This window comes from Rhizobium sp. Leaf321, assembly GCF_001423215.1.
GTDB lineage: Bacteria > Pseudomonadota > Alphaproteobacteria > Rhizobiales > Rhizobiaceae > Neorhizobium > Neorhizobium soli.
Map to the genome: position 1 here is coordinate 561942 of NZ_LMOF01000007.1, position 11642 is coordinate 573583.

Below are 11642 nucleotides of genomic sequence, written 5' to 3' on the forward strand. Positions count from 1 at the left end.
TGGATGCCACGTCTTGGACTGGGCTGCTGGATAGCCCCTTGTCAAAATTTTCGTTTTTGGGCGGCTTGTTTTCGAGCATTGACTGGATAGCTCTCGTCATCGCCCTGCTTGGCCCGCTCCTCATCTTCGCAGCTCGAAACGAAGTTCGCTTGCGCCGGCTGCGACAGATCCAGGATTTCTACGTCAACTTCAGCAGTGAAAAAGGCAGTGCCTCAAACACCGTAGCATCGCGACTCGGGACCAATCCATCCTTCGAATTCGTCCGCTCGAAATACACGGCCGATCTGGTTTTTCCGGAGAAGGACAAATTCGATGCACTCCCGGAAGCGGACAAGCTGCGGCAGTTTATCAGTCTCGCGGCAAAGGGCCGCGTGACATTCGCGTATCGTCTGTTCCTGTCGTCGCTGGGGTTTGTCCTTCTCAGCTATATCGGCTTCCACATTTTCATTTCCGCGATCTGCTGCGGGCTGCAAATCTCCGTTCAGTGCCCGGTGCCCGGTCTCGTCGGCGGTGACACCTCCTCGAAGCTTACCGTGATAGGGTCGCTCGCCTTTATCGGTGCCTACATTTCCTCGGCACGCACCCTTCTTGCCCGCCTCGCTGTGTTCGATCTTTCGTCGACCACATTTCTGAGGATCACCATCGAAAGCCTGGCATCGGTTCTCTTTGCGGCCATCCTGTTTGCAGCCTTTCCGGACCCGCTCGGCGGCATCGGACGTGTTCTGACTGGCGGGGCAACCTCAGGTGCCGAAACCACGGGCCAATCCTTGCCGCTCACATGGATAGCACTCGCGCCGATGCTCGGGCTGCTCCCGCAGAGCTCGACCAAGTTCCTCTTCGTCAAGCTCCAGCAGATCTTCTCCTGGGTCAAGGTGAGCGACGACCGCTTCGTGTCCATCACCCCGATCGTGTCGCTCGATGTGATCAACGGCATCGATTACGAAATCCGCTTCCGTCTTGAAGACTGCGGCATCTACGACATCCAGAACCTTGCCACCTACAATCCCATCCTCCTTCACGTCGAAACGCCGTTCGGGATCTATCAGTGCATCGACTGGGTCGCCCAGGCGCAGCTCTGTCATATCGTCGGCCTCGAGCGGTTCCTGGCTTTGCGGGAGTTAAACATCCGGACGATCTTCGACCTCGAACGCGCCATCGACAGCGTCGATTCTCCGGAAGAATTCGACGACATCTACATGAGCATCCTCATGTCGCCGACCAGCAACCTGCGCAAGCTGGCTGACATCGCGAAAATGAACTTCATGATCATGGACGGTACGAATGCCCGCCCGGTCTCGGTGGACGAATACGCCAAGTGGGCGCGGGAGCGGGTCAGCAGCGAGCCGAAACTGATCACGAAAGCCGCCGAACATCTGATGACATGGATTTCGGACGATCTGCACGTCCGCCGCCTGCGTCGGTTGTGGAACGACATTGCTGACAGCCTCGAGCCAGGATCCTCCTACTTCCGGGATTCCAAGCGCAATCCCCAGAACAAAAAGCAGGAAACGTAAGATCCAGCATCGGATACTGTCCAGGCATTGAGCTCCCCGTTCATCATCGGAGCAGCCACATCAACTTCCATCTTCTCATCTCCGTGCCGAACGGCTAAACCAACTTCGCAATGGAGGTGGCGATGGGGCCGCAGCGCTATATTCTCACTCAGGCCTATAACAATGCCTGGGCCAATCACCGGCTGCTCAAAGCCTGTGCCCTGCTGTCGGCTGAGGACGTTGGCGCGCCGCGGCAAAGCTTCTTCCCGTCGATCATCCACACACTCAACCATATCCTCACGGTGGACTGGCTTTACGTCGGTGCGCTCGAAGGACACTGTCCCGGCGCTTCGGCCTTCGAGCCGCAGATACCCTTCCCCGCTATCGCCGATCTCGATCGGGAACAACGGGCCGTCGACCGTCGCCTGATCGATCACTGTCGCCGCATGAGCGAGGCCGAGCTTGACGGTGAAGTCCGCATTCCCCGCCAAAACCATGTCCAGGTGGAGCGTGCCGATCGAATTCTGCTGCACCTCTTCCAGCACCAGATCCATCATCGCGGCCAGGTGCATGCGATGCTGTCTTCCACCCCTGTTCCCCCACCGCAGCTCGACGAGTTCTTTCCGTCGGACCCGCAGGAACAGGCATTGCGCGCAAAAGACTTCGCCGAACTCGGCTTTACCGAATCCATGATCTGGAGTGACTGACCCATGCTGTATTTCGTTCTCAAGACCCTGCACCTCATCTCCGACTTTCTGCTGATCGGCGGCATGCTGGTGAACGCCTTCGTCATCTCCATGGTGCCCCCGACGATCCGGGTCGGCGTCATCCAGTCGCTGCGCAAATACGACCGCACCGTCACGACCGCCGCCCTTGCCGGCGCGTGGATCTTCGGCCTCTGGCTGGCGATCGGCTATGTCGGCTTTTCGGGTGGCTGGCTTCACGCCAAGTTCGTGCTGGTGATCCTGCTTTCCGCGCTGCACGGCATGCAGGGGGCGGCCATGCGCAAGATGGCGGCCGATCCGAAACGCGATCCGAACGCCTTCGTGCGTCTCGGCATGCCCATCATCATGATCTGTCTCGTGCTGATCGTGGCGCTCGCCGTGATCAAGCCGTTCTGATCAGAAGAGAGACCCTGCTCTGCACGACGGTATCACCGAACCAATCTCCAACGCGCCGCAGCCGGCGGGTGGAGCGTCGTGACAGGTCAGCTAGTTAGGCTTGCGAGCGCTTTGCCCTTCCCGTCGGCCTTGCTTTGTTCTAATCCTCGCATCACAGCAATTCAGGGAGTTCCGGCATGGCGAAAGTGGCATTCATCGGTCTTGGCGTTATGGGTTTCCCCATGGCAGGCCACCTGAAGGAAAAGGGCGGCCATGACGTCACGGTCTATAACCGCACCGCGTCCAAAGCTGCCGAGTGGGCAAAGAAGTTCGGCGGAGCCACCGGTGCAACGCCAGCCGAAGCCGCAAAAGATGCCGATTTTGTCTTCATCTGCGTCGGCAACGACGACGATCTGCGCCAGGTGACCACAGGTCAGGACGGCGTTCTCTCTGGCATGAAATCCGGCGCGATCCTGATCGACAACACGACGGCCAGCGCCGAAGTCGCCCGTGAACTGGAGACAGCCGCCATCGAGAAAGGCATCGGCTTTATCGATGCACCGGTTTCCGGCGGCCAGGCGGGTGCCGAAGGCGGCGTGTTGACTGTCATGTGCGGCGGCGATCAGAAAACCTTCGACACGGCAAAGCCTGTGATCGAGGCCTATGCCCGCATGGTCGGCCTGATGGGTCCGGTCGGCAGCGGCCAGCTGACCAAGATGATGAACCAGATCTGCATTGCCGGCGTCGTCCAAGGCCTGGCGGAAGCCGTGCATTTCGGCAAGCAGGCAGGCCTCGACATCGAGACCGTCGTCGGCGTCATCTCCAAGGGAGCTGCCGGATCCTGGCAGATGGAAAACCGCCACAAGACGATGGACCAGGGCAAATACGACTTCGGCTTTGCCGTCGACTGGATGCGCAAGGATCTCGATATCGTCCTCACCGAAGCCCGTCGCAACGGCGCAAACCTGCCAATGACGGCACTGGTCGACCAGTTCTATGCTGAAGTGCAGGCGATGGGCGGCAAGCGTTGGGACACGTCGTCGCTGCTGGCACGGTTGGAGCGGAAGTAATTTATCGATACGACAGTAGTCGTGGCGACGGCCCGTTGACATTGGCCGTTGCTCTATCCTTAGCTAGAGCAGACTGGTGCAAACCCGGACTCGCGGCTACATCAGCATTATGCGACGACGGTGAGCCTGACGCGTGGTGGATGTCCTTGAGACGCCCCATGGGTAGAGGGTATTTTGGAGGACCAAGGTCAGCCGGATTGGTGAATATTTATGGCGCATGACTTTCAGGACGACATAGACGCAGTCCAGCGTATCGGTGCCGTACCAACGATCCTTGATGTTGTCTGTCGCGCGACCGGGATGGGATATGCGGCAGTGGTTCGCGTCACGGAGGATCGGTGGGTTGCCTGCCAGGTTCTCGACAACATCCATTTCGGCCTCCCGGCCGGAGGCGAACTGCCGGTCGAAACGACGCTCTGCCACGAAGTCCGGCAATCGCGCGACGTTATCGTCATCGACAACGTCGCCGAAGACCCTGTTTACTTCCAGCATCAAACCCCGAAGCTCTACGGATTGAAGAGCTACATTTCCATGCCTATCATCCTGCCGGATGGCCGTTATTTCGGAACCCTGTGCGCCATAGATCCCAAGCCGGCAGCGCTTAACAATCCGCAGGTGATTGGAACATTCAAGCTGTTTGCCGAACTGATTGCCTACCATCTGGAAGCCGACGAGAAGCTCGATCGGGCCAATGCAAGCCTGCTCGATGCGGAAGCGACGGCTCGGTTGCGGGAACAGTTCATCGCAGTCCTCGGCCACGATCTTCGAAATCCCCTTGCGTCGCTCGATGGCGGCATCAACATCCTGCAGCGCGAAGCGCAAAGCGAGCGGTCCACCAGGGTTCTCAACATGATGCGCGGCAGTACCCTGCGCATGTCCGGCCTGATCGATAACGTCATGGATTTCGCCCGCGGAAGGCTTGGTGGTGGTCTGGGTCTACGCAGGGAAGCAGATCGTCCGCTTGGCCCCACACTGATGCAGGTCGTCTCGGAAATCTGCTCTGCCCATCCAGAGCGGCAGATTGACGTCGCGATAGAGCTGCCGGGCCTGTTCGATGTCGACCATGACCGCCTTGCGCAGATGTTCTCCAACCTTCTGGGCAACGCGATCACCCACGGCTCTACAGAACATCCGATCCGCATTCTGGGAACGGTCGAAGGGGACGAACTGAAACTGGAAATCGCCAATGCCGGAACCGCGATCACCGGCAAGGCAATCGAAAAACTGTTTCAGCCCTTCAGCCGCAGCGATGCGGGCACCCATGATCAGGGTCTAGGCCTTGGCCTCTACATCGCGTCGCAGATCGCCAAGGCCCATGGTGGCCATATCGATGTCACCTCTGATGATACCCAGACGGTGTTCACCTTCCGCATGCCGGCAATCGTGCCGGAAAGCTGATCAGGAACCAGTATCACGAGCGATCATTCAGCCCGTCGAGCAGCGCCTTGTGGAACCGGTCCGGATCCTGAATCTGCGGCGAATGGCCGAGGTCTTCGAACTCCACCAGCTTCCCACCGGGGATCGATTCCGCCGCCTGCTTGCCGAGCTTGGTATAATCGCCGAGCGATGCGGCGATCGCCTTGCTGGCGCGGTTAGCGCCCGGAGCCGTCTTGTCCGTCGTGCCGATGAGAAGCAGGGTCGGCGTTTTCACCTGCCCGAACTCGTGGACAACAGGCTGGGTAAAGACCATGTCGGAGGTCAGCGCCTGGTTCCAGGCCACCTGATCTCCTCCCTCGCCCGCAGACATGCCGGCGCTCATCTCCACCCACTTGTCATAGTCCGGCTTCCACTGGCCGGAATAATAGAACTTCTGCTGGTAGGCCTTGATGCTCTCGAAGCTGGTCTTCTGCTCACCTTCGAAGGCCGTCGAGATCGACTGGTAGGGCACGCCCTTCGCCTTCCAGTCTTCGAGACCGATCGGGTTCACCAGAACCAGCTGCTCGGTAAAGTCCGTATACATCAGCGCAAACCGCGTCGCCAGCATGCCGCCCATCGAATGACCAACCACCGTCGCCTTGTCGATACCGCGCGCGTCGAGCAGCGCCTTGGTGTTTTGCGCCAGTTGCTGGAAGCTGAATTGATACGCGGCCGGCTTGCTCGACTTGCAGAAACCGATCTGGTCGGGTGCGATCACCCTGTAACCGGCGCCGGTCAGCCGACCGATCGTCGCCTCCCAGGTTGCCGCACAGAAATTCTTGCCGTGCAGAAGCACCACGGTGCGCCCGTTCGGCGTCTCAGGGGCGATATCCATGAAGACCATTTCCAGCGGCTGGCTGTCGCCTGCGGCCGCGGCATCCGGCCTCTGCCCCGCCACGCTGAAGACTTCAGTCTTGAACGGATACTCGAAGCCTTCCAGCCTCGGACCATAGGTCGGGTGCTCCGAGGACACGCCTTGCGCCGCACCGAGGCCCGGCAGGGCTAAGGCAGCAGCAACGACAACGATAGAACGTAGGAATAGCGTGGGCATCAGGTCTCCTTGAGGCTCGCGCCCGGCACATGGCATGCACCGGGTCACACGCTCAAGGTAGGTCCGGCCTCATTGAGGGCAATCGGAAATAACAGCCCTGTGAAGCGCCTTGACCATCAGTCGCTGTCGCCGGACTTCTGATTGTCGAGCAGCATATAGTCGAGCGGCAGTTCAGTCGTGTACTTGATCTGCTCCATCGCGAACACGGACGACACGTCACGGATCTCGATCTTGGCGATGAGGCGCTTGTAGAACGCGTCATAGGCAGCAATGTCGGGGACGACCACGCGCAGCAGATAATCGACGTCACCGCTCATGCGGTAGAATTCGACCACTTCGGGAAAATCCACCACCACTTCGGAAAACCGCTTCAGCCATTCGATAGAGTGGCTTGCGGTGCGGATGGAGACAAACACCGTGACCTTTGTATTGACCTTGACCGGATCGAGCAGCGCCACGCGGCGGCGGATCACGCCGTCCTCTTCCATCTTCTGGATGCGCCGCCAGCACGGAGTCGTCGACAGTCCGACCTTCTTTGCGAGATCTGCAACGGCGAGCGTGGAGTCTTCTTGCAGTATGCGCAGAATCTTGCGGTCCAGGCGGTCCATCAAACGTCCTTTCGAAATGATTTTCCGTTATATACCCGAATATCGCACAGTTAAGCGAAATTTGTTCCCCGCACCAGGCTATCCACATGATGCCGAAGCACTGGAATAACCTCTGCCTCGAACCACGGATTCTTCCGCAGCCAACCGCTATTGCGCCAGCTCGGATGCGGAAGCGGAAGAACGCGCGGGCCCTCATTGGCGAAGAAATACTGCCCCCAGTTTCTGACTGTTTCCGTCATGCTCGGCTTGCGCTGCGCCCCGAGATGCCACGCACTCGCATACTGCCCGATCACGAGGATCGTATCGATCTGCGGCATCGCCGCCATCACCTGGCTGCGCCAGGCCGGCGCACATTCCTTACGCGGCGGCAGGTCGCTGCCCTTCGCGCCATAGCCCGGAAAACAGAAACCCATCGGCACGATCGCAAGGCGCCGCGCATCGTAGAACTCCTTGCGCGTCACGTCCATCCAGTCCCGCAGGCGGTTGCCCGAGGCATCGTTGAACGGCAGACCGCTCTCGTGAACCCTCAAGCCCGGCGCCTGCCCGGCGATCAGCAACCGGGCGGTGGCAGACAGCACCGCAACCGGCCGCGGCTCGTGCGGCAGCCGGTCCGCTTCGCCCTTCAGCGGATGATCGAGACAGATGCGACACTGCGCGATCGAGGCCGCGAGAGACGCGATGCCAGCCGGATCGCCATTCACCACGAAACCGCAGCCTTCAGCCGGTCGAACAGCTCGCCTACGCGATCGACAATCGCCGTTGTGCCCTCGTCGTCATCCATCGCCCCCTTCGCCGCCCGGTACGCTTTCGGCCTCTCGAACGGTCCGGCCCAGATCCCCTCGCCTGCACCCTTCGCGGCCGCCTCCTCGCGTCCGTAACCACCGGATGCCACAGCCATTCCCTGGCGCACCATCTCGCCGTTAATGTCGAGGTCGCCGCGGCGGCAGGAGACCAGAACGCGCCGGTAGCGATCGCGCGCGTCGCCGCGGCACTCGGTCATGGAACTGGCCGCAAGCTTCGACAAGGCTTCGCGAGCCGCATCGCCGCAGGCCCACTCTGCGCCCTTGCCATCTCCACAGGTCTGGCCAGCCTCCGGCGCATCGATATCGACAAGCCGAAGCCGCTCAGCACCGGCGGCCAGCGTGTCGCCATCAATCGCAAAAAACGGACCGTTGATCGCGCTTCCCTGGCCGATATCGAGCTTGGCGATAATCAGCGAGCCCAGGAAGATGAACGCCGCCAGGAACACGGCGTCGCGGCCTATTTTAACGATACGGGTCACATTTGAGCCTTACAACAAAACGGAAGCTTCACGGAAATGGCAAACAAATCCTTTCCCGGCAGCATCTTCTTAAGGTTTGCGGATTAGCCTCTCAAGTACCCCGGGGATATCAGTTTACAGGCCCAGTACACAGCCTATGAGTAGCGGCGTCAGCACATCAACCGACAAGAATATCGTCGATCGCACGCGCAGCCACCGCAACAAGGCTGTCTCGAAGGCTGTCCGTGCGACCCGTGATCGACTGCAGTCGTCGTCCAATGGCAATTTTGCGTTTGATCGCGATATGCTCTCCATCCATATCGGCTCCGGTTTGCAGGCGGCACTGATGACGCCGCTCGTTGTTGCTGTCGTCACCGCCATCGGCTTCTATCTCAATCCAGATATCCACATCTTCGCCTGGGCGCTGCTGATGCTGTGCCTGCACGCGATCAACGTGCTTCTGGCACGCCGTGCGAGCAAGGTGGAGATAACGGCTGCCGACACCAGGAAATGGCGTAGACGCCTTCTGACGGGACATATCCTGCTCGGCTGCGGCTGGGGCGTCTTCGCGCTTCAGGGCTGCTCCACCTGCGCTGGCGACAGCTTCTATTTCTACAAGGGCGCGGTGCTTCTGTTTGCGGTGTCCTACACCGCCATGAGCACGTTCATGCTGCGCCAGAGCGTTCTCTACGGCTTCGTGCCGATGATTGCGGCGCTTCTCGGCATCGCCATCCTGTCGGGTCAGGTCCTCGATATCGGCCTTACCGCCATGTGCGCAACGGCTGTCGTGTTTTTCCATTACGTCGCCGAGCGCCTCTACCGCTCCAACCTGACGCTGATGTCCTATCAGTCGGAAAAGGACGATCTGATCGCCGAACTCGAAGTGGCAAAGTCCATGTCCGACGAGGCTCGCCGCCGTGCCGAAGAAGCCAATCTGGCAAAATCCCGCTTTCTTGCCTCGATGTCGCACGAGCTTCGCACCCCGCTCAACGCTATCCTCGGCTTCTCGGAGGTGATGAGTTCCGAGGTCCTGGGCCCCCTCGCCAACCCGACATACCGGGAATATTCCGGCGACATCCACCGCTCCGGCCAGCACCTCCTGAACCTCATCAACGAGATCCTCGACCTGTCGCGCATCGAAGCGGGCCGCTACGATCTGACGGAGGATTCCCTGTCGCTTCTGGAAGTGGCGGAAGATTGCATCGGCATGGTCCAACTGCGGGCCCGGGCGAAAAGCATCACCATCCGCGACCAGTTCGAAAAGCACATGCCGCAGGTCTGGGCCGACGAGAAGTCGATGCGCCAAGTCATGCTCAATCTTCTCTCCAACGCGGTCAAGTTCACGCCCCAGGGTGGCGAAATCACCGTCAAGGTGGGCTGGACCGCGGGCGGCGGCCAGTATGTGGCGATCAAGGATAACGGACCGGGCATTCCGGAAGAGGAAATCCCGATCGTGCTCTCCGCCTTCGGTCAGGGATCGATTGCCATCAAGAACGCCGAACAGGGGACCGGTCTCGGCCTTCCGATCGTCCAGGCGATCCTTGCCAAGCACGACGGTCAGTTCATCCTGCGCTCGAAGCTGCGCGAAGGCACCGAAGCCATCGCCATCCTGCCCTCGACCCGCATCCTCCAAAGCGTCCCCGCCATCGCCGACGCCCCCGCCATCGAACGCCGCCGCAAGAGTTTCGCTTAACATCACGTTGCGACATCAGTCACGAGCCGGGGCACCAAATGGTCAGTTTCACAACGTCGTCCGGCAAAGTCACAGTCGACAACTGGGGCTATGAGCTCCAGGGCACGAACGGCAATCCGCTTGATGGCGGTCTGCTGGCGTCCGCGACCCATGATTTTCTTGTCATCGATTCCACGCGTGACGGCAGCAATGCGGAGCGGTTTACCGCCGACGAGATCACCCGGATGAAGGACGGCATGGGCGGCCCCTCGGTGGTCGCGTCCTATATCTCGATCGGCGAGGCCGCGGAGTTTCGCGACTACTGGAAGACGACGTGGACATCGGGCGGCGAAGCCCGCGACAAGCTGACGTCGAAAGCCCCTGACTGGCTCGGTCCCGTCAACGCCGACTGGCCGGAATCGCGCAAGGTTCGCTACTGGGACAAGGACTGGCAGGACCTGATCTTCAACGACAAGAAGACCGGGGATTTCGATGCGATCGTCAAGGCAGGCTTCGACGCCGCCTATCTCGACATCGTCGATGCCTACTATTTCTGGGGCGCCGAGGCCTCGGCCAAGGACAGGCAGCCGGGCGATCCGGCAAACACCAAGCAGGCGGCTCAGCGCATGGTGGATTTCATCGTCGCGCTGACCGAGCATGCCCGCAAAACCAACCCCGACTTTTTCGTCATTCCGCAAAACGGCGCCTTCATCATGGAGGACCTCGGCTCCGACAGCGCCCGCAAAAAGGCCTATCTCGGCGCAATCGGCGGCATCGCAGTCGAGGACGTCTATTATGGCGGCGATGCGGATGAGAACAACAAGCTCAACCCGGACCGCGAGACGATCGACATCCTCAAAAAGGATTTCCTCGCGAACGGCAAACCGGTCTTCGCCGTCGATTATATCAACGGCACGGCGCGGATCGATGAGTTCAACAAGCTCGCTCTGAAAGACGGGTTCATCCCATACGCCGCACCAGATCGCGATCTCGACCGCCTGGCCGCCCCCCATGACGGCGACCCGGCCTTCATCCGCCCCACCGACAAGAACGATAGCCTGCGCGGCTCGCAGCTTGCCGATACGATCGACGGTCTTGCCGGCAACGACCGGATCGACGGACGCAACGGCAATGATCGCCTCGATGGCGGCAGAGGCAACGACACCCTGATCGGCGGATCCGGCAACGACAAACTCTACGGCGGCGCCGGCAAGGACACGCTCGCAGGAAGCAGCGGCGCCGATATCTTCGTGTTCGATACGAAGCGCGGCGCGTCCAATATCGACACGATCAGCGCTTTCAGTGCGAAGGACGACACGATCTGGCTGGACGACGATGTGTTTGCCAAGGCGGGCAAGGTCGGCGATCTCCTGTCCAGCGCATTCCACACCGGCACCAAGGCGCATGATGCCAGCGACCGGATCATCTACGACAAGCTGACCGGCAAGCTGTTCTACGACGCCGACGGTACCGGCAAGACCGCCGCCGTGCAATTTGCCCAACTCGACAAGAACCTCGGCCTCACCGCCGGCGATTTCGATATCATCGGCTGAGGCACAAGCGCCTTTCGGATCAGATCCAGATCGGCTTCACCACCACATAGAGCGCAAACAGACCGTTGGCGCAGAGAAGGCAGAACACGGCGAAGGATCCGAGATCCTTCGCATGCCGCCCGACCACCGAAATCTCCGGTGACACCCGGTCGACCAGTTCCTCGATCGCCGTGTTGAGCGCTTCCACGCAAAACAGCACGAGCATCAGGATGATGAAGATGAAATAGTCGCCAAACCCGGCTCCGGCGACCGCAAAGATGACGATCCCGATCAGGAAGGCATAGACCTCCTGCCGGAAAGCCGCCTCAAGCCAAAGCCTGGCAAGGCCCTGCATCGAATACCGGAACGAGGCGATGATCCTGCGAAAGGTCGCCGCCTTCTCGATATTGCTGTCCAGCGGCGTCTTTTCCATGCAGGG

Annotated in this window: 12 protein-coding genes; 7 read left to right on the forward strand and 5 right to left on the reverse strand. The window is 60.2% G+C overall.

Annotated features, from left to right (window positions below):
• The first annotated feature begins 38 nt into the window (after nt 1-38).
• The 5 genes from ASF70_RS15615 to ASF70_RS15635 all read left to right on the forward strand — a co-directional run bounded on the left by ASF70_RS15615 (nt 39) and on the right by ASF70_RS15635 (nt 5061).
• A complete protein-coding gene (locus tag ASF70_RS15615) occupies nt 39-1514 on the forward strand; it encodes a hypothetical protein (protein ID WP_062580915.1) in 1476 nt (491 codons plus the stop codon).
• 122 nt (nt 1515-1636) lie between these two features.
• A complete protein-coding gene (locus ASF70_RS15620) occupies nt 1637-2200 on the forward strand; it encodes a DinB family protein (RefSeq protein WP_062580917.1) in 564 nt (187 codons plus the stop codon).
• A gap of 3 nt (nt 2201-2203) precedes the next feature.
• Nucleotides 2204-2614 carry a CopD family protein gene (locus ASF70_RS15625; protein WP_062456502.1) on the forward strand — a complete coding sequence of 137 codons (411 nt, stop codon included), beginning with the start codon at nt 2204-2206 and terminating at the stop codon, nt 2612-2614.
• Between the two features lie 176 nt (nt 2615-2790).
• On the forward strand, nt 2791-3663 hold the full coding sequence (locus ASF70_RS15630) for an NAD(P)-dependent oxidoreductase (RefSeq protein WP_062580919.1): 873 nt from the start codon (nt 2791-2793) through the stop codon (nt 3661-3663).
• A gap of 210 nt (nt 3664-3873) precedes the next feature.
• Nucleotides 3874-5061, forward strand: coding sequence for a GAF domain-containing sensor histidine kinase (locus ASF70_RS15635; protein ID WP_062580921.1), 1188 nt, complete (start codon nt 3874-3876; stop codon nt 5059-5061).
• A gap of 13 nt (nt 5062-5074) precedes the next feature.
• Here the strand turns inward: ASF70_RS15635 and ASF70_RS15640 are convergent, their stop codons facing one another.
• From ASF70_RS15640 to ASF70_RS15655, 4 genes are all read right to left on the reverse strand, one after another.
• A complete protein-coding gene (locus ASF70_RS15640; RefSeq protein WP_062580923.1) occupies nt 5075-6130 on the reverse strand; it encodes an alpha/beta hydrolase in 1056 nt (351 codons plus the stop codon).
• A 116-nt stretch (nt 6131-6246) separates the two neighbouring features.
• On the reverse strand, nt 6247-6738 hold the full coding sequence (locus ASF70_RS15645) for an Lrp/AsnC family transcriptional regulator (RefSeq protein WP_062456489.1): 492 nt from the start codon (nt 6736-6738) through the stop codon (nt 6247-6249).
• A 50-nt stretch (nt 6739-6788) separates the two neighbouring features.
• Complete coding sequence (locus ASF70_RS15650) at nt 6789-7442, reverse strand: uracil-DNA glycosylase family protein (protein ID WP_244474049.1); 654 nt, start codon at nt 7440-7442, stop codon at nt 6789-6791.
• Nucleotides 7436-8020 (reverse strand): thermonuclease family protein, encoded by a 585-nt coding sequence (locus ASF70_RS15655; protein ID WP_082471929.1) that lies wholly within the window; start codon nt 8018-8020, stop codon nt 7436-7438. Before ASF70_RS15655 ends, ASF70_RS15650 begins: the two co-directional genes overlap by 7 nt.
• 136 nt (nt 8021-8156) lie before the next feature.
• Here ASF70_RS15655 and ASF70_RS15660 point away from each other — a divergent pair, with 136 nt between their 5' ends.
• Both ASF70_RS15660 and ASF70_RS24765 read left to right on the forward strand, forming a co-directional pair.
• Nucleotides 8157-9692: a HAMP domain-containing sensor histidine kinase gene (locus ASF70_RS15660; RefSeq protein ID WP_062580927.1), complete on the forward strand. Its 1536-nt coding sequence runs from the start codon at nt 8157-8159 to the stop codon at nt 9690-9692.
• Between the two features lie 38 nt (nt 9693-9730).
• A complete protein-coding gene (locus ASF70_RS24765) occupies nt 9731-11224 on the forward strand; it encodes an endo alpha-1,4 polygalactosaminidase (protein ID WP_062580929.1) in 1494 nt (497 codons plus the stop codon).
• 19 nt (nt 11225-11243) lie between these two features.
• Here the strand turns inward: ASF70_RS24765 and ASF70_RS15670 are convergent, their stop codons facing one another.
• Complete coding sequence (locus tag ASF70_RS15670) at nt 11244-11636, reverse strand: diacylglycerol kinase (protein ID WP_062580932.1); 393 nt, start codon at nt 11634-11636, stop codon at nt 11244-11246.
• Nucleotides 11637-11642: the final 6 nt, after the last annotated feature.

What these genes read in the sequence shown, in the direction of transcription:
- ASF70_RS15620 (WP_062580917.1), top strand. Translation starts at nt 1,637, where the DNA reads ATGGGGCCGCAGCGCTATATTCTCACTCAGGCCTATAACAATGCCTGG.
- ASF70_RS15625 (WP_062456502.1), top strand. Translation starts at nt 2,204, where the DNA reads ATGCTGTATTTCGTTCTCAAGACCCTGCACCTCATCTCCGACTTTCTG.
- ASF70_RS15630 (WP_062580919.1), top strand. Translation starts at nt 2,791, where the DNA reads ATGGCGAAAGTGGCATTCATCGGTCTTGGCGTTATGGGTTTCCCCATG.
- ASF70_RS15635 (WP_062580921.1), top strand. Translation starts at nt 3,874, where the DNA reads ATGGCGCATGACTTTCAGGACGACATAGACGCAGTCCAGCGTATCGGT.
- ASF70_RS15640 (WP_062580923.1), bottom strand. Translation starts at nt 6,130, where the DNA reads ATGCCCACGCTATTCCTACGTTCTATCGTTGTCGTTGCTGCTGCCTTA.
- ASF70_RS15645 (WP_062456489.1), bottom strand. Translation starts at nt 6,738, where the DNA reads ATGGACCGCCTGGACCGCAAGATTCTGCGCATACTGCAAGAAGACTCC.
- ASF70_RS15660 (WP_062580927.1), top strand. Translation starts at nt 8,157, where the DNA reads ATGAGTAGCGGCGTCAGCACATCAACCGACAAGAATATCGTCGATCGC.
- ASF70_RS24765 (WP_062580929.1), top strand. Translation starts at nt 9,731, where the DNA reads ATGGTCAGTTTCACAACGTCGTCCGGCAAAGTCACAGTCGACAACTGG.
- ASF70_RS15670 (WP_062580932.1), bottom strand. Translation starts at nt 11,636, where the DNA reads ATGGAAAAGACGCCGCTGGACAGCAATATCGAGAAGGCGGCGACCTTT.